The organism is Burkholderia sp. Leaf177, assembly GCF_001424345.1.
Lineage (GTDB): Bacteria > Pseudomonadota > Gammaproteobacteria > Burkholderiales > Burkholderiaceae > Caballeronia.
Genome location: NZ_LMPF01000001.1, coordinates 458,525 through 481,856, shown reverse-complemented (window position 1 = coordinate 481,856; position 23,332 = coordinate 458,525). Strand labels below are relative to the sequence as shown.

Below are 23,332 nucleotides of genomic sequence, written 5' to 3'. Positions count from 1 at the left end.
TGTAATGGGCTGCGGAACCTCTTCGGGCGCGGGCACTCGAATTGCAGCAACTTTGTGGTAGCGGGAAATAGCACCGCCTTCCGCCTGTTTCCGCTAAATCGCGCGGCAGGACTAGAATGGCACTCTCGGGCGAGACGATTGCCAGAAGCCTTGGCGCCGCTGCGGCACGAGCGGCCTCGCAACTCCCTTTCACCGCGGGCACTCCGCATCTTTGACAACGGCCAAGCGCCGAAGACCAGATATGACCTCCGCTCTCGACCAGCTCAAGCAATACACCACCGTCGTCGCCGATACCGGCAATTTCCAGCAACTCGGCGAATTCAAGCCGCAGGACGCGACCACGAACCCGTCCCTGATCCTGAAGGCGGTCCAGAACGACGACTACAAGCCGCTGCTCGAAAAGACCGTCAAGGACCATGCAAGCAAGTCGACGGGCCACATCATCGACCAGTTGCTGGTGGCGTTCGGCAAGGAAATCCTGAAGATCGTCCCGGGCCGCGTATCGACTGAAGTCGACGCACGTCTTTCGTTCGACTCGAAGGCTTCCATCGACAAAGGCCGCGAAATCATCAAGCTGTACGAAGACGCGGGAATCGACCGCAAGCGCATCCTGATCAAGCTCGCGTCAACGTGGGAAGGCATCCGTGCAATGGAAACGCTCCAGAAGGACGGCATTCATTGCAACATGACGCTCCTTTTCGCTCCGGTGCAAGCCGCGGCTGCAGCGGACGCGGGCGCGCAACTGATTTCGCCGTTCGTCGGCCGGATTTACGACTGGTACAAGAAGTCGGCAGGCGCGGACTGGGACGAAGTGAAAATGGGCGGCGCGAACGATCCGGGCGTGCAGTCGGTGCGCAAGATCTACGCGTACTACAAGAAGTTCGGCTACAAGACCGAAGTGATGGGCGCAAGCTTCCGCACGGTCAACCAGATCACCGAACTGGCCGGCTGCGACTTGCTGACCATCAGCCCGGACCTGCTCAAGAAGCTTGCGGACAGCAATGACAAGGTCGAGCGCAAGCTGTCGCCGGAAGCCGTGGCGAACGACAAGGTCGACAAGATCAACGTGGACGAATCGAGCTTCCGCTTCCTTCTGAACGACGACGCAATGGCGACCGAAAAGCTGGCGGAAGGCATTCGCGGTTTCGCGGCCGACGCGATCAAACTCGAAAAACTGATCGAAGCGCTGAAGTAATCTAGCGGCTGCAATACAGAAACTACGTGTCTGGAAACAGGCGCCGGCGCTATTTCGCCGGCGCCTTTTTTTGTGCGAACCGAGGCCGCACAGGGCGTTTTTAGCCGTTAAGCGTGGGCTAGACTTTTGAGACGGGCGGAGGGCCGCCCATCGATAAGGAGTGCCAATGCGTCTCGAACCCTATCTGTATTTCAATGGCCGCGCCGAAGAAGCGCTTGCGTTTTATGAACACGCGATCGGTGCCGAAACGCTGTCCCTGCTGCGCTTCAAGGAGTCTCCCGAAGGCGTGACCGCAACGCCCGAATGGCAGGACAAGATCATGCACGCGACGTTCAGGATAGGCTCGAGCATCATCATGGCGTCCGATGGCGTGAACGCCGCGCCTCAGGTGTTCTCCGGCTTCAGCATCGCGATCGTCGCCGACGACGATGAATCAGGACAACGCATGTTCGACGCGCTGAGCGCGGAAGGCAACGTCCGCATGGAATGGCAGCCGACATTCTGGAGCAGCGGTTTCGGCATGATCTCAGACAAGTTCGGCATACCGTGGATCGTAAGCGTAATGGACGATATGGGCGGCTGAGCGCGCTGACAAAACTTATCGATGAAACGGCTGCGCACCTTCAAGGTTCCATTGCCGCTCGATTTCGATCAGCCGCAGGCGCAGACGATCCACCTGTTCGGCCAGCCGCTTCGCCAGCCAGTACGGGCCTTGCAACTCGGGCGCGACATCGGCGGCAATGCTCGCGGTCCGTTCGAGCCGTGCAGCGGCGGCCGGCGATCCGGTTGCCGCGTGCAGCAAACCCACGCGTCCGAATCGCAATGCGCGCGCCATCAGCAACAAGGTATGACGCACGGCGCGTTCTTCCGCGTGACCGCTTGCGGCAAGCCCCGGCGCGTTGTCGGGAACGGAAGACGCCAACATTTCGAGCGCGGTGATGATCGACCGATGCTGCCGCTGAATATCCTCGAGCACGGCGACCGGCGCGTTGATCTCCTTTGCAACCGACGCCAGCAGTGAACGCGATGAAACCAGCCGGGCGTTCATCGTGGCGAATCGTTTTGTCATGATTTCGACGGGTATTTGCCGCCCTTCCACGATCGCTCCGTAAATACGCGCGCTGTCGCGCATGTTGTCGGCGAGACGATAACGCCACGAATAAGTCGCGTATTGCGGCAACACGAACGAAAACGCCAGCGCGATCACAATGCCGATCAGCACGGTCAGCGTGCGCCACAGGCCGACATCGATGGACAGATTCCCGTGCCCCGCGACAATCACGGTGGTAATGCCCGTGAGCAACGCAATGTAGCCAGGCTTCCCGATCGCGTGATACGCGCACACGCCGGTAATGACGGCCAGCAGCGCGAACGTGATCATGGTCGAGTGCGTCACCGATTGCAGCAGGATCAGCCCGAGACCGAGCGATGCCCCGAGCAGCGTCCCGACCGCGCGTTCCGCCGCCTTCTTGCGGATATTGCCGTGATGCTGCAAGCCGCCGATCACGACGAGCAAGGTCACCGTGGACCACTCGCCGTGAGGAATATCGATACCCGACGTCAGCGCAATCGATGCAAGCAGCGCCAGCGCCACCCGCGCCGCATGGAGATACTTGGCGTGGCGGTATCGAAAATACGGCGAGCCGAGCACATGCAGCGTGCGCCGCGTGTGGCTACGAAGAGGCTTGGATGGTTCGGTGGACGACATGCGGTTCCGTGGATAACAAATTACACCCTGACAATAAAACGGCCTCCGGAAAAAGAAAACGCCCGCAACATCCGTTACGGGCGTTTTACCAGCTTTCTGCTCCTGAAGGATCTCCTGAGGGATCAGGTTTCCGCTACATCCAGATAATCCTCGGGGCTCGTGCGGTCATCGGAACGTTTGAGGCCGATCACGCGCACCACGATACTCACCACGATCGATACCACCAGGTTCACGATCAGCGCCCACACCGCGGCGTATCCAGGAATGGCGTAGCCGAACAGATGGATCGTGAAAATCGATCCAGCCAGTTTCAGCGATACCGCCATCCACGTGCCCGTGGCAATCCCCGCAGCCCAGCCGAGCAGCAAACCACGGTGATCCAGAACGCGCGTATAAAGGCCGAGCACCAGCGCCGGCAACGTCTGGATGATCCAGATCCCGCCGAGCAATTGCAACTGAATGGCGTACGTCAGCGGCAGCGCCAGGATGAAAACGACCGCGCCGACCTTCACCAGCAACGACACCAGCTTCGCTACGTTGGTTTCCTGCTCCGGCGTCATGTTCGTGTTCACGAACTCCTTGTGCACGTTACGCGTGTACAAATTGGCCGCTGCAATCGACATGATCGCGGCAGGCACCAGCGCGCCGATACCGATCGCCGCAAACGCCACGCCAACGAACCACGACGGGAAGAAGTGCAGGAACAGCGCCGGGACCGCGAAGTTCGAACCGTATGCCTTGAAGTAAGGCGCGAATTCCGGCATGTCCTTCACGCCCGATGCCAACGCCATGTAGCCCAGCAAAGCGAGCAAACCGAGCACCAGCGAATACGCCGGGAGCAAGGCCATGTTGCGGCGGATCGTGTTACCCGACTTCGACGACAACACCGCCGTCACCGAGTGCGGATACAGGAACAGCGCAAGCGCCGACCCGACCGCGAGCGTGGCATACGCGCTATATCCGTTCAGGCTCGCGGCATCCGGCGCCTTCAACAGGATCTTGGCAGGATCGACCGCATGGAAGATCGCGCCGAAACCACCGAGCTGCGCAGGGATGATGATCATCGCGGCGATGATCGTGATGTAGATCAGCACGTCCTTCACGACCGCGATCATGGCCGGCGCGCGCAGGCCCGACGTGTACGTGTAGGCCGCGAGAATGGCGAACGCGATGATCAGCGGCAGATCGCCGACAAACCCCTTGGTATCGAATCCGAGCGCGCCGATCACCACTTCAATGCCGACCAGTTGCAGCGCAATGTACGGCATGGTCGCGACAATCCCCGTCACGGCAATGGCCAATGCCAGCATGCGGCTGTTGTAGCGCGCGTGCACGAAGTCGGCGGCGGTCACGTAACCGAATTTCTTCGATATTGCCCAGAGCTTCGGGAACACGACAAACGCGAACGGATAGATCAGGATGGTGTACGGCAACGCGAAGAAGCCGGTGGCGCCCGCGCCGAACACGAGCGCCGGAACCGCGACGAACGTGTACGCGGTGTACAGGTCGCCGCCGAGCAGGAACCACGTGACGATCGTGCCGAAGCGACGGCCGCCGAGGCCCCATTCATCGAGTTGACCGAGATCGGCCTTGCGCCAGTGAGCGGCGACAAAACCCAGGATCGTCACGCCTATGAAAAACAGGACGAAGACGAAAGTTGCGGTGGCGTTCATCATCGCGGGCTCCCCGGGTTGAGCTTGGGAGCATCGTGGATGGGCTTGGTTTTTCTATAGACCACGGCCGTGATGACCGCGCTGATCAAAACCCAGAGCAACTGATACCAGTAGAAGAACGGAAAACCCCAGAGCACCGGTTCGATCTTGTTGTAAAACGGCACCCAGACAACGGCAATCCAGGGAAGTATCAGCAGCCAAAGCCACCGTTTGTTGCGCACTTGACCGGAAACGGTCACCGCGTCTTGAGCCATCACGCCTCCTCTTTTCTCTTTAAATTGCTGCTTGGCTAGCGGCTGCGCGGCTCAATGCATCGACTTGCACGGCGTGTGGCAAAGCGCCAGCCTAAATAGCGCCCCGAAATAACACGTGGAGTATATGGACGCATAAAAGCCGGTCAAGCAGGGCGAACCCGAACCGTAATGAGCCCAGAAAGCATTATGTAATTTTGGCTTTCCAGGCCGCTGTCAAGGCTCCGGGTTCGCTGTTGAACCGCTTGTTACTCAGACGGAAAAGCTGGGTGTATCGCCGGAATCTGCACTGATCGACAACGCCTTTACCCATTGACGCGCGGGCAGCTTCAGTTCCTTTTCGATGAGCTTCGCCCGCTGCTCCAGTTGTGCGTATGGAACGTCCAGCGCAGGACCGGCAAACGCAATGGCGATGCGGTTGCCATCGTGGACTTCAGGCAGCGCGATCACGCGGCCATCGAAGGCTTCGTTCAGGCGCTTCATGTTGCGCACGAAGCTCGGATGATCGCCGAACAGGTTGATCGTCACCACGCCCGCCGACGGCGTCAGGCAAGCCCGGCACGCACGATAGAACGCGACGCTGTCGAGCACTGGGCCGCGCGCGGTGGCATCGTAGACATCGATCTGCAGAGCGCCGATGCTGCCGTGATTCGCGGCGTCGTTCACGAAGTCGTAGGCGTCCTGCTCGTGGATGGTGAGACGCGCGTCGTCGTTGGGTAGTTCGAACATCGTGCGCGCGGCGATCACAACGGAAGGGTTCAGCTCGACCGCTTCGACCTTCGCGCGCTTCAGGAACGCGTGCGCGAACTTCGTCAGCGCAGCCGCGCCGAGACCGAGTTGCACCACACGCTTGGGCGTCTCGATAAACAACAGCCACGCCATCATTTGCTGCGCGTATTCGAGTTCGATGTGATTCGGCCGTTTCAGGCGCATTGCGCCCTGCACCCATTCGGTGCCGAAATGCAGGAAACGCACGCCGCCCTCTTCCGAGAACGTCACCGGCGCGAAGCGCGGTTTGCGCGGGGCATCGATACGCGGCATATCGATGCCCGGCGCGTTTTCGAGGTCGTCATCGCGTTCACGCTTGGCGCGTTTTTTATCGTGCTTTTTGTCTTTGCGCTTGCCGAACGCGCGCGCTTCAGCCGACGCGCGTTTGATTAATTGGGTCATTTAAGGATGTCGCGCCAGATGCGCAATTTTTGATCGAACGAGAGGATAGCATTCGCCGGACTCGACGACGGCAGGACGAGCGTTTCGTAGCCTGCTTCGCGGATGACCGGTTCGAAACGGCCCGACGTCTTGCCGTTGAAGCAAATCTTTTTCAAGCCCGGCGCGTGAAGCCGGAACGACGCGAAGTCGTTGGGGTTTGCATGGCGGATCGCGCTGTCGAGACTGCCTTCGCGCTCGCACGCCGCGAGCACGTCCCACAAGCCGATGCCATGTCCGAGCAGCTTGAGCACGCGCGCATCGTAGGGAAGCTCGTTCAACGGCTCGCCGATCACTGTTCCGACCAGACGCCAGAATTGATTGCGCGGATGAGCGTAGTACTGCGCGGCATCGAGCGATACAACGCCGGGAAAGCTGCCGAGTATCAGCGTGTGCGTGTTTTTATCGGCGATGGGCGGGAAGCCTTTCAGCATTTTTCGCGGCGCTCGAGAAACGACCAGAGCGCGGGCAGGAAACATTCGGTGACCATGAGCGGCGCGCTTTTGCGCACGAATACGGACCGGCGCGCGACGAATGCGTGCGGCGTTTCATGAAGCGTTTGCGTGGCCGCGAGTACGTAAAGTGGATCGCGTGCCGTGATCCTGCGCGACGTCAGAGGCGAACGCCAGACGCTGCTGTCGCTGTATAAAAGTTCGGCGAGCGGCCGGGTTCGCAAGCGACGGATTGCTTGCCACACGCCCGAACTGACATGAAGCGGCACGATGCTATGCGCCGCCACAAACGGCACGCCCTCGACTTTCAGCACGACTTCACGCGTCCACACCGGCAAGCGCGGCGTGATGTTCAATGCGCTGGCTTCGTCGCGCCAGGGTTGGCTGACGGCTTCGCGGGTGACATTGACGGTGACCGTTCCGAGCTCGCGCAAATGCGCGGTAAGCGAACCGCCGCGCGTAAGCCAGTCTTTCTGATCGAAGGTGAAAGCAGGAAGCGGACGAATGCGCCAGTCGCCGGGCGCCGCAATAAGGGTATTCAGCATGCGCGAGATTATAAAACCACGCGTGTAAATAGGACGAATCGTATAGATGTAGACGGACGGTACGGGAAGACTGAGAAACCGGTCGGGAGATGACCGGCAATCAGTCAACCATGAGAGAAAACATGTCGGTAAATACAAAACAGACGTCGAAGGCCGTTGCCACGCTGGCTTCGCATACGCTGCATGATCCGAAGGCTTCGGCTATTGCGAAAAGCCTGGCTGCATCGGCTTTATCGCAAACGCATACGAAAAACCAGACCGGCGCTCAAATGGAGCACAAGGCTTCGCTGGTTCTTCACAGCGATAAATACTCCAAAGAAACCAAGACGCTGGCGGCGTCCGTTGTCGCGCAGGCGAACAAGGAACGCAAGGCTAAATAAAAAGCCGTTTCCGGATCACTCCGAAAACGGCTGGTTCAACCTGCTTGATCTGCATGCTGTGAAAACGCACGCAGATCAACGCCCTACTGTTTAATGCACTACAACGTGCACGCCTTGCTGGATGAGCAATTCGGTCTGCGCGCCTTCATGCTGATAAACGTTGTATTCCACGCCGCCCACATTGGCCGTGCCATGGTTTTCCCAGTCGGCTTCCTGAACGCGCGCTACGTTTGCGTGCAGCAAATCGACCGTATCGCCATTCGACCCGTTGACGATCATCTGCTTGTTGCCGTCGTACATGAACAGATCGGTCTGGCCGAGGTTCAGCACGTCGACAATCGAGAGGCTCACCGAATTGGTGTGGCCGCCCAGATCGATGACTTCAATACCCGAAATCTTCGCAGCAGCCGTCTTGCCGGTCAGCGAAGTCAGATCCAGCACTTCGTTGCTGCCCGTCAGATGAAGCGTGTGAACGCCTGCTTCGCCGCCTTCAATATGCGCGCTTGTTTGCTTGAAGTAGGCAGCCGGGTCTGCGTTCAGGTCCACAGTCTGGTGATCGCCCGTTGCAACAAATGCGTCGTGCAGGCCAACAGCCGTGTGAACGTTGGTGTCGGCGGCCGGTTGCGGCGCGTCCGGCGTGGTATCGGCCGGGACCAGAGCGCCGTCAGCGTACACCGTGAGTTTCAGCGTCAGCGGATCGCTGACGCCGTTGTTGTTCGACTCGGTGATGGTCAGGCTGTGACGGCCGTCTGCCAGCGTCGGCAGGGTCCAAGACATTTGCTCTGACGTCGCGACGATCGAACCAATCACCACGCCGTTATCGGATACGGTCAGTACGTCGCCAATCTTGGCTGTGAGGACAACAGTCGGATTCGGATCGTTCGAAAGCTCGCCCGAATTGAAGTTCCAGTTGTTGTCGACCGTGTGATCGATCATACCGAGCAGCTCTGGCGTTGCCGGCGCGTCATGTGCGGCGACGGGCGCGGCGACCGGTGCTGCGACCGTCAGAGAAAGATGCGTCGGCACACTGATGCCTGCTGCGCTCGTTTCAATGATGCTCAGGTTGTGGATGCCATTGGACATGGTCGGGAGCGTGAACTGAACCGTTGATGCAGTTATTAGCGCGGTACCGATTAGATGATTACCCTCGAACACGCTGATTGTGTTGCCGGCTGTGCCTGCAAACGTAAGTGTGGGATTGACGTCGTGTGTCGGCTTGCTGATGTCCGCGTCAGCGTAGTTACTGATGGTGTGATCGATCAAGCCACTGAAACGCGGAGCGCCCGGGCCCGCAACAATAGCAACGGGAATGCTGACTTGCGGACTTACCAAACCGGCGTCGTTGCTGGCAACAAGCACGAGTTCATGCTGGCCATTGGCCAGCACAGCAGGAATAGTCCAGTTCGTAACAGATTTCGTGGCGACGATAGTACCAATCAGCCCACCGTTGTCATACATGGTGTACGTTTCGCCGGGAACGCTATTAAAAACGATGCCGGGCGTTGCATCGTAAAAGGGGCCGCCAACGGGAGCGTCCGCGTAGTTGCTTACGGAATGATCGACGTAGCCGACCACTTCAGGCGCGATAGGAGCAGTGTTGACGTTGATATTATTGGACATATTAGGACCTCTTAAGAAAATGGCCAGGCTAGACCATCAGTTCTAGCCCGGTTCGACACCTTGATCGCGCGATGCAAACCGTAGGCTTACTGTTTGCGAAATTGCGCATTGCATTTTGCTTAATCGATCCTGTTTTACATACCGGACAACTCCTACATCCGCGATAAATAAAACATTGTTTTGCTTCATCTCGCCATGCTGTTCATGACGGCATAAAAAAAGCGCCCCAAAGGGCGCTCGTACAACGTTAACTTTCTTTAAATCATCGCGCCAGCAACAACGCATTAGTGCGCTTCACAAAGCTCGCCGGATCCTCCAGCGATCCACCTTCGGCCAGCATTGCCTGATCGAAAAGCAGATGACACCAGTCGCTGAAATTCGCGTCGTCGGCGTGAAGCTTTTTCACCAGCGGATGCTCCGGATTCACCTCGAGAATCGGCTGCATTTGCGGCGCGGCCTGACCTGCCTGCTTCAGCATGCGCTGCAAATAACCGCTCATGTCGCCGTCATCGGCTACCAGGCACGAGGGCGAATCTGTCAGGCGGAACGTCAGGCGCACGTCCTTGACCTTGCCCTCCAGCGCGGCCTTCATGCTTTCCACCAGCGGTTTCAGTTCTTCGCCGACCTTTTCCTGCGCCTCTTTCTCTTCGTCGTTCAATGCGCCGAGATCCAGGTCGCCACGCGCGACGCTTTGCAGCGGCTTGCCATCGAATTCGTTCAGGAACGACAGCATCCATTCGTCGACACGATCCGTCAGCAGCAGCACTTCAACGCCCTTCTTGCGGAACACTTCGAGATGCGGGCTGTTCTTCGCGGCCTGCCACGTGTCGGCGGTCACGTAATAAATCTTCGTCTGCTCGGGCTTCATGCGCGACACGTAGTCGGCCAGCGCCACCGTCTGCTCCGCCGACGAATCCGTATGCGTCGATGCAAACCGCACAAGCTTCGCGATGCGTTCGCGATTGCCGTAATCCTCGCCGATGCCTTCCTTGAACACCTGTCCGAACTCTTTCCAGAAGGTCGCGTATTTGGCTTTGTCGGCGTCGTCCGTGGTGTCATCGTTGGCTTCGGCGGACGAAGATGCCACTTCTTCCAGCATCGATAAAACCCGCTTCGTCACGCCTTCGCGAATGGCCTTCACGTCGCGGCTTTCCTGCAAGATTTCACGCGATACATTGAGCGGCAGATCAGCCGAATCCACCACGCCTTTCACGAAGCGCAAATACGCCGGCAGCAATTGCTCGGCGTCGTCCATGATGAACACACGCTTCACATAAAGCTTCAGCCCGCCGCGATGATCGCGGTTCCACATATCGAACGGCGCGTGCTTCGGCACATACAGCAATTGCGTGTATTCGCTGCGGCCTTCCACGCGGTTGTGCGTCCAGGCGAGCGGTTCGTCGTGATCGTGCGAGATGTGCTGATAGAACTGCTTGTATTGCTCGTCGGTGACATCGCTCTTCGCGCGGGTCCACAGCGCGCTTGCCTGGTTCACGGTCTCGTCTTCGTCCTTCGTGACCATCTCCGACTTCTCGGCATCCCACTCTTCCTGCTTCATCAAAATGGGCAGTGCGACGTGATCCGAGTACTTCTGGATGACCGACTTCAGCTTGTGCGTGGAGAGGAACTCGTCCTCTTCCGGACGCAGATGCAGCGTGATGCTCGAACCGCGTTGCGCGCGTTCGATCTGCTCGACCACAAAATCGCCTTCGCCCGCGCTTTCCCAGCGCACGCCTTCGCTTGCCGGCAATCCGGCGCGGCGCGTTTCAACCGTGATCTTGTCCGCGACGATAAAACCCGAATAAAAGCCCACGCCGAACTGGCCGATCAGCGCAGCGTCTTTCTGCTGATCGCCGGAAAGCTTCGAGAAAAATTCCTTCGTGCCCGAGCGCGCGATCGTGCCGAGGTTCGCGATCGCTTCGTCGCGGCTCATGCCAATGCCGTTATCGTCGATGGTGATCGTGCGGGCCGCCTTGTCGTACGAAATGCGGATGCGCAGATCCGGATCGTTTTCGTACAGCGCGCTGTTTTCGATGCCTTCAAAACGCAGCTTGTCCGCCGCATCCGATGCGTTCGAAATCAGTTCGCGGAGGAAAATTTCCTTGTTGCTATAGAGCGAATGGATCATCAGGTGCAGAAGCTGCTTCACTTCTGCCTGAAAGCTCATGGTTTCTTGTGCCATGGTCGGTTCCTCTTTGGTCTAGTGTTGACAGGTTTTAAGCAGCAGCGGTGGAGATAAACACCGCGCGAATTCTGCGGCAGATGAGGTCGCCGGCGGCAATTTCAAGAGCCGCCCTTCGAAGCGAAACTGTGGCCCCTTTTTCTGCGTGTTTGCCTCAACCCATTCGATCGGCATACTCGGTGAGCATTGCGGGCAAGCCCGGATCGCCGCAATTGGCAATGTTAAAGCGCATCCAGGTGCTCGGCAGCTGATGCGGCGAGAAGAGGCTTCCCGGCGTCAAAAGAAATCCGGCTTCGTGCCCGAAGGCCGCGAGCCCTTCCGAATCCACGCCGGTATCGGCCCATAAAAACATGCCTGCTTCCGGGACGTGATACGGCTTGTAGCCCACTTTTTCGAACATGCGCACGGTCTTCTCGCGCACGCTGTCGAGTTTCACGCGCAGGCGCTCGACGTGACGGCGGTAATGGCCGTCGGTGAGGACTTTGTACAGGACGCGCTCGTTGAGTTCGGGACTTGTCATGCCAACGAGCATCTTCTGATCCGCGATCGCGTTGGCCACTTCCGGCGCGCACGCGATGTACCCCACGCGCAGGTTCGGCGCGAGCGTCTTCGAAAAGCTGTTGAGAAAGATCACGCGCTTCAGCTGATCGAGGCTAGCGAGGCGCGTGGCCGCGAAGTTGGTGGGGCACAGGTCGCCGTAGATATCGTCTTCCACGACGATGAAATCGTAGGTCTGCGCGAGCTGCAAGATGCGGAACGCCTGTGCGGCCGTGAGCGACGTTCCCGTGGGATTTTGCAGGACGGAGTTGATCACGAGCATCTTCGGACGCCACGTCTTCACGAGTTCTTCGAGCGCGTCGAGATCTGGCCCATCGGGCGTGTACGGCATGCCGACGAGTCTTGCGCCTTGCGCAACGAAGCGGCCGAACATCTGGAACCACGCGGGGTCGCCTACGATCACGGTATCGCCCGGTTTCACGAACACACGCGCAATCAGGTCGATGGCTTGCGTCACGCCCGACACCATCACGATCTGTTGCGTCGATGCCCCGATCTCCAGTTCTTCAAGCCGCGTCTGCAACTGCTGGCGCAGCGGCAAGAAGCCTTGCGGCGTGCCGAACCCGAGCATCTGCCCGCCGCTTTGCCGGCTGATCGAGCGCAACGCGCCGGTCAGCAATTCACCGTTCAGCCAGCTCGACGGCAGATACCCGATTCCCGGCCCTTTCGCAGGACTCGACGTATGCAGCATGTTGCGCAGCAGCCAGACCACGTCGATGGTGCTCGTGACCGGCTGCGGATCGCTGGCCGATTGCGGGTGCACATGGGCGTCGTTCGAACCGCTGCGGTCGCGCACGAAAAAACCGGAGCCACGGCGCGAGTCGAGATACCCGTGCGCAACCAGCCGTTCGTACGCTTCGACCACGGTGAAACGCGACACGCCCTTATCCACGGCGAGCTTGCGGATCGACGGCATGCGCATGCCCGGGCGAAACACGCGTTCGTCGATACGGCGCCGGCCCCACTGAACCAGCTGGTCGACGAGCGTAAGCTGCGGCGCGCCGTGCGGCGCGGGAATCTGGTCGAGCGGAACGGACATGCCGGGCTCCATCGGATGAATGCGTGCGGTTACTGTACCGAAAAGTATCGGACAGATTGTACCGTTACTGTCACGGCGCAACTCGATACATTTTAAGAATCCGCCGATGCTAATCTGGCCGCTTTTGCAACCTCGCGGTGAGCGGCGGGGGTGTATCGCGTGCTTGGCAAATACCTGCCAAATACCCGGCCGAATGGCTAACGCGACCGCGCAGCCGGGCGAAACGGGTATGCTGGCGAGCCTGGCCGTGCTTATTCACGCATCTCATTCACGTCGTAATTACGTAGTTCGTGCACCATGACCGCTCCGCCGCTGCAACTCGACCATCTCGTAATCGCCGCCCGCACGCTCGAAGAAGGCGCGAGTTTTATCGCCGCGAAACTGGGCGTGGAGACGAGCGAGGGCGGTGCTCATCCGTTGATGCGCACGCACAATCGCCTTTTGAACCTGTGGGGCGGCGCGTATCTGGAAGTGATCGCAATCGATCCCGCTGCAGGCAATATGGGTGTGGACTCGCCGCGCCCTCGCCTCTTTGCGCTCGATGACCCCGAGTTTCTCGGTCGCCTTGAAACAGGCCCGCAACTCGTGCATTGGGTTGCGCGCGTCGATCGGCCGAAACTGCTGGCGCGCTGGCAGGCGCAATATCCTGAGCGCATCCCGCCTGTTGTAGCCATGTCGCGCGGCACGAACAGCTGGAACCTGACCGTTCCCGACGATGGCTCGTTTCCCGCATGGCAAGGTTCCGGCGATGGACTCCTGCCCTCGCTGATCCAGTGGGACACGGCGCGGCATCCGAGTGAATCGTTGCCCGAAACTGGTATTGCCGTGAAGTCGCTGACGGGGTTTCACCCGCGAGCGCATTTGCTTCTGGAACAGATGGCGTGGCTCGGCGCATCGCATTTGATGAACGTCGAAGTGACGCAAGGCGCGCCGGTTCTGATCGCGGAATTCGAATTGCCGGACGGCTCCATCGTCACGATGGGCGAAACCTCCGAGGCAATCGAAGCTGCAATGCAGGCGGCGAAGCAAGCTGAACTTGCTGCGGCCAAACCTGCCCGAAAGCGCGCGAAAAGCAAGAAGGCAGAAGACCTGACCGAAGCCGTTGAAGATATGGAAACCGCAAGCGATTCCGCGAGCGACTCAGCATCCGGAAAAACCGGACAGCACGAAGAACATGAAGAGCATTGAAGCGGCGCGATAATAATGATCCGCCGCATCACGACCGACACACCGTACCGCCCACCGAGACCGACCGAGGACCCCATGAATCAAGCCGACCTTCATGCCCAGCCGTGGCAACTTTCCGAACGCGCAAGAAAGCTCACCAGTTCGGCCATTCGTGAAATCCTGAAGGTCACGGAGCGTCCAGAGGTCATTTCGTTTGCCGGCGGATTGCCGTCGCCTGCGACTTTTCCTGTCGAAGAAATGCGTGTGGCGTGCGATCGCATCCTGCGCGACAGTCCGGCTGCCGCACTTCAATACAGCGCGACCGAGGGATATTTGCCGTTGCGCGAATGGGTTGCGCAACGGTATTCGGTGAATGGCGCGTCGGTGCGTCCGTCGCAAGTGCTGATCACGACCGGCTCGCAGCAGGCGCTGGATCTGCTCGGAAAAGTCCTGATTGATCCCGCGAGCCGCGTGCTGGTCGAAACACCGACGTATCTCGGCGCGCTGCAATCGTTTTCAATGTACGAGCCGAACTACGTTCAAGTTCCAACCGATGAGCACGGCCTGATTCCCGAAGCACTGAACGCGACTTTGACCGCGGGCGCACGTCTCTTGTATGCGCAGCCGAATTTCCAGAACCCGACGGGCCGCCGCTTGTCGCTCGAACGCCGCACGGCGCTTGCCGCGTTTGCACAACGCGCCGGTTTCCCGGTGATCGAAGACGATCCGTACGCCGCGCTCGACTACGCCGGAACGCCGTTGCCGACCATGCTGTCCATGGCGCCGGATCACATCGTGCATCTGGGGTCGTTCTCGAAAGTCTTGTCGCCGGGTATGCGCGTGGGCTACATCATTGCGCCCGAGGAACTGCACTTCAAACTCGTCCAGGCCAAGCAGGCAACCGACCTGCATACGCCGAGCCTCACGCAGCGCATCGTGTATGAGGTCGTGAAGGACGGTTTCCTCGAAACGCATATTCCGAAGATCCGCGCGCTGTATCGCGATCAATGCGCGGCCATGCTGGCATCGCTTGAAAAACACATGCCGGCGGGCGTGGAATGGAACCGGCCGGAAGGCGGCATGTTCGTGTGGGTCAAGCTGCCAAAGCACATCGATACAATGAAACTGCTCGAGCAATCCATCGAGCAGCACGTCGCGTTCGTTCCGGGCGGCCCGTTCTTCGCGAACGAAGCCGAGCACAACACGCTGCGTTTGTCGTTCGTCACAGTGCCGCCTGCCAAGATCGACGAAGGCGTTGCAAAACTCGGCGCGCTGATCCGCGCACTGGTTTGATTTCACCATCATTTCAAGGGAAATTCACATGGCTCAACTGAATGTCTACGACAAGCTGAAGGAACTCGGCATTGAATTGCCGACCGCCGGCGCACCCGCCGCGGCCTACGTCATGAGTGCGCAAAGCGGCAACACGGTGTTCCTCTCCGGTCACATTGCAAAAAAGGACGGCAAAGTGTGGGCGGGCAAGCTGGGCGCAACGCTCACGACGGCGGAAGGACAAGCCGCCGCGCGCTCGATCGCCATCGACCTGATTGCAACGCTGCACGCGCACGTGGGCGACCTTAACAAGGTCACGCGGATCGTAAAGGTGATGAGCCTCGTGAATTCCACGTTCGAATTCACCGAACAACATCTGGTGACTAATGGCGCGTCCGAACTGATCGCCGACGTATTCGGCGAGCGCGGCAAACACGCCCGTTCCGCATTCGGCGTCGCGCAAATTCCGCTTGGCGCATGCGTCGAGATTGAGTTGATCGCCGAAGTCGCCTGAACGGTCGAGAATTAACCATTAACGCGTCTTTGATCGCCGCGTTTATTGCATTTGATTGTTTTCCCCGATGCCGCTCGGCATCGGGATGATGAATCCGGACGCTTTTTATATGCTTGAATCGCGTCTGCGAAACAACGTTTCAAGGCGCAAAGCCGCTACGGGTGGTCGTTTCAGACTATCCGCGTATACCTCGATGCGCCATCCTGCCGCCGTGCTTCCTTAAACGGGTCGCCTTCAGTAATATCTAAACCGGTTGCCATTGGTAATATCTGAGTTTCGGCTGCACGCCGAATCCGGGACGCTGCAAGTTCAAGTATCCGTATTCAATTAATAACTGTAAGAAATACAGGTGCGCTTCGGGCAATTTCGCGCGCAAATACGCAAACGATTCTCAACATGCATCCATATCCGGTTGAATCACTAACCGGGTTGAGTCAGCCGCGGACCGCCGGACCGCCAATTTGATCCGGACCACCCGCCCGCCGCCACGTCCGGGTCCATGAACTGACCGAACCCATGAATCGATCACGGCCCAAAGCGCCACGCGACATGAAACACGCGGACTTTCCCCGCAGACGTCGCGCATTGTTCGCCATTCCCGCGCTGGGGGCGCTCGTGCTCGCGCTGCTCTGGACCGTCATCTTCGCCCGCCTCTCGGTCGAGCGTGAAGCGGCAACGCACGCGTCCATGGCATCGGCTGCGATTCTTTCTTCGGCGCTCGAACAGCATACGATCAAGGCAATTCACCAGGTCGACCAGATCACCCGCTTCGTCAAGTACGAATTCGAGAAGACGCCCGGCCATTTCAACCTGGCGAGCACGGTTGAGAAAGGCGTTGTGCAAAGCGACACGCTGGTGCAAGTATCGATTATCGATGAACACGGCATGCTGACCGCGACCACCGCCGAGTCGAATCCGAAGCCCGTCGATTTGTCGGACCGTGAGCATTTCCAGGTGCACGCGTTATCGAACGATGACTTGCTGTATATCAGCAAGCCTGTCCTTGGACGCATCTCGCGACAATGGACACTGCAGATCACACGGCGCCTGAACCATCCCGATGGATCCTTTGCCGGCGTGGTGGTCGTGTCCGAAAACCCCAGCTATTTCACGAGCGATTTTTACAACGTTGCATCCATAGGCCGTGAAGGCGTTGTTGCCGTGATCTCGGACAACGGCTCCGTGCTCGCGCGCAGCACCGGCGCGGGTTCGTTCACGTCGAAGGCCAACGGCCGCATGCTGAAAATGGGCGAGCCAGGCAGCGACTCGGCGAGCGTCTTTACCGCAAGCGGCGTGTACCCGACGTCGGAACACGCGTCGGGTATCTATGTCGATCCTATTGACGACGTCACGCGCATCGTTTCGTACCGGCATATCGATGGATATCCGCTCGGCGTGCTGGTCGGCCTTTCGCAGGCCGAAGAGTTCACCGACTTCAACCATACGCGCCGCGTCTATTTACTGATGGCGACCTTCATCTCGCTCGCCATGCTCGGCTTCTTCGCGGTGGCGACGGGCCTGATCGGCAAGCTGCTCGGGCGCGAGCGCGAGATGACGCATCTGGTCGAATACGATTTGCTGACGGGATTGCGCAACCGGTATTCCACGCTGCAGACGCTCAGGCACGATGTGGTGAAGCCCGAGAACGTGGGTCATCTCGCCCTGCTGTTCATCGATCTGGACAACTTCAAGACGGTCAACGATACGCTCGGCCACAACGCCGGCGATATCGTCCTGCAGATGACGGCATCGAGGCTCGCGGAAACCGTCGGCGACCATGGCACGCTCTCGCGCATCGGCGGCGATGAGTTCGTGGTCGTGGTCAAGGGCGCCGATGTCGAACGCCAAGCCGTCGAAATGGCCGAAGCGGTATCGCGTATGTTCGCTACGCCCTTCGATGTCCGCGGCAGCGCGTTCGTGCTGCACGCGAGCATTGGCATTGCGTTGTATTCCATATCAAGCGAAAGCGAAATCGACCTGCTGAAGAAAGCCGATCTCGCCATGTACAGCGCAAAGGACGCCGGCAAGAACTGCTTCCAGTTTTATTCGCCGCAGTTGTCGCATCGCGCGGACCATCTGATGAAGTGGGAGCAGCAATTACGGGTCGCGCTCGCGCAAAACCAGTTGTTCCTTGCATACCAACCGAAGATCGACTTGAGTCGCCGCTGCATCACCGGCTTTGAAGCGCTTGCCCGATGGAACCATCCTCAACACGGCCTCATCCCCGCGAACGAATTCATCCCGGTCGCCGAAAGCACGGGCTTGATCGTGCCTATCGGGGATTTCGTGATTCACACGGCATGCCGGCAATTGGCCGTTTGGCAGGCTCAAGGGTATGACGGGTTGTCGCTTGCGGTGAATATCTCGGCGGTGCAGTTCTGGCGCGGCGATTTGCTTGAAACAGTGGCCGCCGCCATTCGCGACAGCGGCATTGCGCCGGGCAAGCTCGAGCTCGAAATCACCGAAACCGTGATGATGGAGTTTCCGGATATCGTCGCGGAAAAGATTGCGGCGCTGAAGCGGCTCGGCGTGCGGATCGCACTGGACGACTTCGGCACGGGATATTCGTCGCTGTCATATCTGAACCGCTTTGCTGTCGATACGTTGAAGGTCGACCGGTCGTTCATCCAGGCCATTCCGCACGATCGCAGCGTCTGCGTGATGGTTTCGGCCATTGTGAACCTGGCGCGGTCGCTCGGATTGACGGTGGTTGTGGAAGGCACGGAGACCGAAGAGCAGATTACGTGGCTGTCGCGGCTTGGACCTATCGAAGCGCAAGGTTTCTTGTTTTCTCGCGCGGTACCGGCCGATGGCGTTCAGGCCTTGCTCGACCGGTTCGGGGTGTGCGGTTTGGGCCTCGTATCCGATGTCGCCGCGCTTCCGTTTGGCGAAGCGCCGTCGAATGCGCTGGATTGAGTTGCTCGCCAATGCTTTACCAGCGGTGCTTTACCACCGATAGTCGAATCCCACGCTTCCCGCATGCACATGGCTGCCGGCACCGAACTCGCCGTCGTAGCGCAAACCGGCATGCACTCGCCGGCCTAACGCAACACGCACGCCGACTCCGGCCTGCATTGCGTCGCGCGCGGCGCCGCTGCCATGCACCGTGAAATCGCTGTTTGGCGCACCCTCGAAACTTGCGCTGACCGCTTGTGTGCGCGTCCCGTATTGATGAGCCCAGGCCAGTTCGCCGTTAAGACTCCATGCATGGCCGATGAGATCGAATTCGTTGCGCCAGCGTGCACCCAATGACGATCGAATCGAATTTGCCGTATTCGCCGACACGGCGAGGTTCACCGCGCCGGCGCCGCTTTCGTTGAACGCCGGCGTCTCTGCACGCTGCAATTCAAGCGATACAAACGGCGACACCACGCCGACTTTTCCAACCGGTATATCCAGGCCATTGCTCAGCGTGGCGAAGTACTGGTTGCCATCCACGCTGCCGAGCGCTGTGCGTGGGGTATCGGTGAAAAAGAGCGAACGCTTCATGTCGGTACTATTGCGCGCGTATCCTAATAATCCCTGCAGCCAGTATGTCCCCGGCACGTAACTGCCGTAGAACGCGGCCTGATAGGTATCGAACTGGCCATGAACGGGCAAGGTGCTGGTCGATGTATTGCCATGCATGGCGGCGAGCGCGGCGCCGACGATGACCTTCGGCACAATGCGGTAATCGATGCCCGATATCACGCCGCCCACGCTCGTTTGCTGGCCGAGCCACGTGTCGTAGCCGCCGATTTTGCCGGTGCTGCCGAGCACGCTGATCCACGAACACACTCGCCCGGGATTGACCGAAGAAGGCGTCGCAACGTCCGCCGCGCACTCGCCCGCGAAACGCGCGGCGCTCAGCCTGTCGTCGATCGCGTTCATGCCGAGGCGCGCGGCTTCGAATTGCGCGTTCGGGATCGCGGCGTAGGCTTCCGCGCTCAACTGATCGAGCGCCGCGTATGCCGACGAACCTTCAAGGCTCAGCAAATCGCCTGCAATCGATAAGAAGTCGCGCGTTGGCGCGGCGCCTGCGCCGATGCCCGCTACGCCATGATCGAGCGCCGCTTCGACCGCGATCTGGTTCGGGGTTCCGCCGGCGAACTGGAAGCCGCGTTGTACGTGGAGGTAAGCGTTGCTGGGATCGTAGGAAAGCGAGGCAGAGACAAACGGATTGAGCGTTTCGATGCCGGAAAAGATGCCCGTAAGACCGTCTGTCGTGCTCAGGATGGTGTACGTGTCGGTGGGCGTGAAGGACGCCGCGCGGAGACGCGCGCGCACGAGGCCGCCTTGCAGAATAGCGGTTCCATCGACGGCGATCAGGTCGTGATTTTCAGGCGTGACGTCGGCTTCGTAACGGCTTCCGGTGGCTTGCGTGTACGAGCCACTCACCGAAAGCGTGCCCGTAGATAGCGGTTGCAGTCCCGATACGGCCGGGGCGCCCGGGGCGATGACGCCTTGCATCGAAACCATGCCCTTCAGTGCGCCCGTGCCGTTGAGCGTGGAATCGGGCGTAATGGTGATCGATGGGCTCGACAAGCTGCCGGTCAGCGTCAGCGTGCTGTTGCGAATCATGCTGGCGGCTGTGACGGATATTGGACCCGACAAAGTCCACGTGGCGTCCTGCATGGTCAGCGTCGAAAAGCCGGACGTCCGGCTTGCCAACGTACCCGCGCCTTCCAGGGTCAACGTATTCGACGAACCCGATCCGCCGTCAATATCACCACTTACATTGCTGCCGTTGCCGAGCGTCAAGCGGTTGTTGGATCCCGTAAAACGCACGGCGGCGACCTGGCCGTCGAGCGTTCCGGCGTTGACTATCGACACGTTCGATCCAGCGAGCACGGCAACGCCGGCAGCGCTGACAATCGATGCACCCTGCTCGTTCGTCAGGCTCGCAACGCCGCTGGGTGCATCGATGGAAACGCCTGTCCCGTTCACGCCTTGCGCCGCGATCGACCCCGCGTTCTCGATGGAAACATCCCGGCTGGCCAGCGCCGAAACGCCGTTGGCGCCGGTTATCGATGCGCCTCGCTGGTTCACGAGGCTGGCCGTTCCTGCCGAAGCGTTGATTGCGACGCCATTCCCGTGGTCCCCATTCGACGCGATACGCCCGGCGTTGACAATCGCTACGTTCGATCCCGCCTGCACCGCGTCGCCGCCTGCAGCCGTGATCGATCCGCCCAACTTGTTCACGAGGTTTGAAGAACCCGAAGGTGCATCGATCGCAACGCCGGCTCCGTCTGGATTACTCGCTTCGATCGCGCCGGCATTGCTGATCGATACGTTCGAACCCGCCTTGACCGCGTCGCCCGCTACGCTCGAAATCGATGCACCGCGCTCGTTGCTCAGCACGGCCACGCCCGATGGTGCATCGATCGCGACACCGGTTCCTCCAATGCCGATCGCCGCGATCGACCCTGCATTCGTGATCGATACATTCGCGGCTCCCGGCGCCAAAACCCCGGACGCGCCTTTGATCGAAGCGCCTTGCTGGTTCGCAAGACTCGCGGAGCCCGCGGTTGCATCGATCAGTACGCCGGCCCCGTTGTCCGCGCTTCCCGCAATCGATCCCGCGTTGGTGATCGAAACGCTCGCGCCACCCTGAACCGACGCCTTGACCGCATCTCCCGCCGCGCTCGTGATCGATCCGCCGCGCTCGTTCGCGAGGCTTGCTGCGCCCGATGGAACGACAATCAGGACGCCGACAGATTTCGCGCCTTGCGCTGCAATGGAGCCCGCGTTCTCCACGCTCGTTGCGTCGCCGGTTGCGAGCACTGCGGCCATGCCATCGGCGTTGCTCGATATCGAACCGCGGTTGACCACGCGGCTCTTGTCATTCACTGATACCGCATTCCCCGCGCTCGCCGCAACCGATCCGCCCGGCAACACGTCGATATCGACACCGGTCACGCCGGCTTGGGCGATCAGGCTGCCGTTCAATTGCCCGGCTACCGAAATGCCGCCGCCGTTGATGAGCCACGTTTCTGCGTCGCCGTTCGCGCCGGTAAAAGTCCACGCGCCCGGATCGTCCTTACGCAAGAGCGTGAAGCCGCGATATTGCGCCGATGCACCCACGCCCGAGATGTCGAAACTGCCATTGTTCGTTCCGCCAAGGATCAGCGTGTTCGTTCCGGCGCCCGCATCGACGACGCCGAGGATTGTCGATGTCCCGGTCAGCCGCAGCGTGTCGTCGTTTGGCCCGAACAGGATCGCTGTACCGCCCGACCCGTTGATGCTCCCGCTGTTCGAAACGAAGCTGCCGGTTCCGGCGCCGCTGCCTGTCGCCGCGGCGCTCAGATCGATCGCCGTGCCGTTCAGGGAAATGATCGTCCCGTCGTTGAAAACCTTAGTCGCGGAATTGGAGAGGATGACGGGACCATATCCAACGATCGTTCCGGTGGCGAGATTCGTCACGGTGCCGCCGCTCGGCAAATGAATGCCCGACTGCGTGCTGGTCAGATTCTCCGCTGAGCCGCTTATCGTGCCCGCGTTGGTTACAGCGCTGGTCGAGCTATTTGCAAAAACCGCATCGAAATGACCCAGGATCGACGCACCGGCGGCATTGACGATTTCGCCGCCGCTGTATAACGCGATTCCGGTCGTGGTATTGCTGCGCATTGAACCGTTGTTCAGGATCGACACGGGACTGTCGAATTCGACGGCGAAATAGCCACCGATAACTACGCCGTTATTCGTGAGCGTCCATGTAATTGCCTTATCGGATTTTCCGTAAATCGCGATACTGCCCTGAGCAATGGTATCGATAACGGCATCCGAAACAACGGTGAATGGATTATCACCGGGATTCAACACGTAGCCCGTTTTCGAACTGGGCAGATCAGTGGCGTGCGCGGTGTCGATAGCCACGTTGGCGATTGCCAGTAACGTGATGGGTACGCTAATCCAGCGCCGCTCTTTTTTTGCCCGGATTGTCGAAGCGCCCGGCTGTCCCTGCGATTTTTTTGAAGCGCTCATTACCCGTTTCCGAATCGAGTTGACTCAGCACTTTAGTCTCTCGGGAACGCGTTGGCGATGGGCATTGAAGCCATCGAACAAAGAGTGAAATGCTTCAGGTTTTTGTTTATGAATCAACGACGCATGAATCAGCGACGCGTTATAGTCCGCGCGATAAAACCGCCGTGCCGATAGTCACGATTCCCAGCACGATGTTGATCAGTACGAGACGCCGAATGGTGCCGACCGAGCGCGCGCCATCCGGCCAGTTCTGCGATTGAACCGCGCGACGGATCTTCGGAAATACGCTGAAACGGATATGTCCGAAAATCAGCATCATCACAATGCCGATGCCGGCCATTGCATGCAGCGGCCAGGGCGCATGTCCGCCGCCGAATTGCGACAACAGAAATCCACCGGTCAACAGGATCACGAGCACCGATGCCGCAACCCAGTTGAAGAACCGGGCGAATACCGATTCCCACAAAGGCAAACGCAATTGCGGCGATAAATCCGCGATTGCCGGCCGCAGGCAAAAATGCGCGAATATCATCCCGCCAATCCAGACCGCTACGCCCAATAAATGCAGGAACAGCGCCACTTCAATTGCCTTGTTCATCTGTGTTCC

Annotated in this window: 17 protein-coding genes and 1 pseudogene; 7 read left to right on the top strand and 11 right to left on the bottom strand. The window is 59.5% G+C overall.

Going from position 1 to position 23,332, the window contains the following annotated elements; genetic code table 11:
* Positions 1 to 241: 241 nt before the first annotated feature.
* Both tal and ASG35_RS02200 read left to right on the top strand, forming a co-directional pair.
* The gene (tal, locus tag ASG35_RS02205; RefSeq protein ID WP_056352312.1) at positions 242 to 1,195 is read left to right on the top strand and encodes a transaldolase; all 954 of its coding nucleotides are present in this window, start codon (positions 242 to 244) and stop codon (positions 1,193 to 1,195) included.
* A gap of 166 nt (positions 1,196 to 1,361) precedes the next feature.
* Positions 1,362 to 1,778, top strand: a complete 417-nt coding sequence (locus ASG35_RS02200) for a VOC family protein (protein ID WP_056352308.1) — start codon at positions 1,362 to 1,364, stop codon at positions 1,776 to 1,778.
* A 15-nt stretch (positions 1,779 to 1,793) separates the two neighbouring features.
* On the opposite strand, the gene ASG35_RS02195 is transcribed toward ASG35_RS02200, so the two are convergent.
* The 6 genes and pseudogenes from ASG35_RS02195 to ASG35_RS02170 all read right to left on the bottom strand — a co-directional run.
* On the bottom strand, positions 1,794 to 2,903 hold the full coding sequence (locus tag ASG35_RS02195; RefSeq protein ID WP_056352305.1) for an FUSC family protein: 1,110 nt from the start codon (positions 2,901 to 2,903) through the stop codon (positions 1,794 to 1,796).
* 122 nt (positions 2,904 to 3,025) lie between these two features.
* Positions 3,026 to 4,576, bottom strand: a complete 1,551-nt coding sequence (gene mctP, locus ASG35_RS02190; protein WP_056352910.1) for a monocarboxylate uptake permease MctP — start codon at positions 4,574 to 4,576, stop codon at positions 3,026 to 3,028.
* Positions 4,576 to 4,830 (bottom strand): DUF3311 domain-containing protein, encoded by a 255-nt coding sequence (locus ASG35_RS02185; RefSeq protein WP_056352302.1) that lies wholly within the window; start codon positions 4,828 to 4,830, stop codon positions 4,576 to 4,578. The genes mctP and ASG35_RS02185 overlap by 1 nt, the downstream gene beginning before the upstream one ends.
* A gap of 249 nt (positions 4,831 to 5,079) precedes the next feature.
* Entirely contained in the window at positions 5,080 to 5,997 is a 918-nt protein-coding gene (locus tag ASG35_RS02180) for a hypothetical protein (RefSeq protein ID WP_056352299.1), read from the bottom strand.
* Complete coding sequence (locus ASG35_RS02175) at positions 5,994 to 6,467, bottom strand: DNA-deoxyinosine glycosylase (RefSeq protein ID WP_056352295.1); 474 nt, start codon at positions 6,465 to 6,467, stop codon at positions 5,994 to 5,996. The genes ASG35_RS02180 and ASG35_RS02175 overlap by 4 nt, the downstream gene beginning before the upstream one ends.
* Before the next feature lie 5 nt (positions 6,468 to 6,472).
* Positions 6,473 to 7,030, bottom strand: a pseudogene (locus tag ASG35_RS02170) (chorismate--pyruvate lyase family protein); the annotation flags it as partial.
* Between the two features lie 122 nt (positions 7,031 to 7,152).
* Here ASG35_RS02170 and ASG35_RS02165 point away from each other — a divergent pair.
* Positions 7,153 to 7,410, top strand: a complete 258-nt coding sequence (locus ASG35_RS02165; RefSeq protein WP_200945675.1) for a hypothetical protein — start codon at positions 7,153 to 7,155, stop codon at positions 7,408 to 7,410.
* Between the two features lie 90 nt (positions 7,411 to 7,500).
* On the opposite strand, the gene ASG35_RS02160 is transcribed toward ASG35_RS02165, so the two are convergent.
* The 3 genes from ASG35_RS02160 to ASG35_RS02150 all read right to left on the bottom strand — a co-directional run bounded on the left by ASG35_RS02160 (position 7,501) and on the right by ASG35_RS02150 (position 12,809).
* Positions 7,501 to 9,030: a hypothetical protein gene (locus ASG35_RS02160; protein ID WP_056352290.1), complete on the bottom strand. Its 1,530-nt coding sequence runs from the start codon at positions 9,028 to 9,030 to the stop codon at positions 7,501 to 7,503.
* Positions 9,031 to 9,292: 262 nt separating this feature from the next.
* Positions 9,293 to 11,212, bottom strand: coding sequence for a molecular chaperone HtpG (htpG, locus tag ASG35_RS02155; protein WP_056352286.1), 1,920 nt, complete (start codon positions 11,210 to 11,212; stop codon positions 9,293 to 9,295).
* 154 nt (positions 11,213 to 11,366) lie between these two features.
* On the bottom strand, positions 11,367 to 12,809 hold the full coding sequence (locus ASG35_RS02150; RefSeq protein WP_056352908.1) for an aminotransferase-like domain-containing protein: 1,443 nt from the start codon (positions 12,807 to 12,809) through the stop codon (positions 11,367 to 11,369).
* Positions 12,810 to 13,106: 297 nt separating this feature from the next.
* Between ASG35_RS02150 and ASG35_RS02145 the strand changes: the two genes are divergently transcribed.
* The 4 genes from ASG35_RS02145 (at position 13,107) to ASG35_RS02130 (ending at position 18,678) form a co-directional block, all read left to right on the top strand.
* The gene (locus tag ASG35_RS02145; protein ID WP_082508184.1) at positions 13,107 to 13,997 is read left to right on the top strand and encodes a VOC family protein; all 891 of its coding nucleotides are present in this window, start codon (positions 13,107 to 13,109) and stop codon (positions 13,995 to 13,997) included.
* A 75-nt stretch (positions 13,998 to 14,072) separates the two neighbouring features.
* The gene (locus tag ASG35_RS02140; protein ID WP_056352907.1) at positions 14,073 to 15,269 is read left to right on the top strand and encodes an aminotransferase-like domain-containing protein; all 1,197 of its coding nucleotides are present in this window, start codon (positions 14,073 to 14,075) and stop codon (positions 15,267 to 15,269) included.
* A gap of 28 nt (positions 15,270 to 15,297) precedes the next feature.
* Positions 15,298 to 15,762: a RidA family protein gene (locus ASG35_RS02135; RefSeq protein ID WP_056352284.1), complete on the top strand. Its 465-nt coding sequence runs from the start codon at positions 15,298 to 15,300 to the stop codon at positions 15,760 to 15,762.
* A gap of 549 nt (positions 15,763 to 16,311) precedes the next feature.
* Positions 16,312 to 18,678 carry a bifunctional diguanylate cyclase/phosphodiesterase gene (locus tag ASG35_RS02130; RefSeq protein ID WP_442854795.1) on the top strand — a complete coding sequence of 789 codons (2,367 nt, stop codon included), beginning with the start codon at positions 16,312 to 16,314 and terminating at the stop codon, positions 18,676 to 18,678.
* 30 nt (positions 18,679 to 18,708) lie between these two features.
* Here ASG35_RS02130 and ASG35_RS02125 read toward each other — a convergent pair whose 3' ends face one another.
* Both ASG35_RS02125 and ASG35_RS02120 read right to left on the bottom strand, forming a co-directional pair.
* A complete protein-coding gene (locus ASG35_RS02125; protein ID WP_056352277.1) occupies positions 18,709 to 22,725 on the bottom strand; it encodes an autotransporter domain-containing protein in 4,017 nt (1,338 codons plus the stop codon).
* Between the two features lie 139 nt (positions 22,726 to 22,864).
* A complete protein-coding gene (locus ASG35_RS02120) occupies positions 22,865 to 23,323 on the bottom strand; it encodes a CopD family protein (protein ID WP_056352274.1) in 459 nt (152 codons plus the stop codon).
* Positions 23,324 to 23,332: the final 9 nt, after the last annotated feature.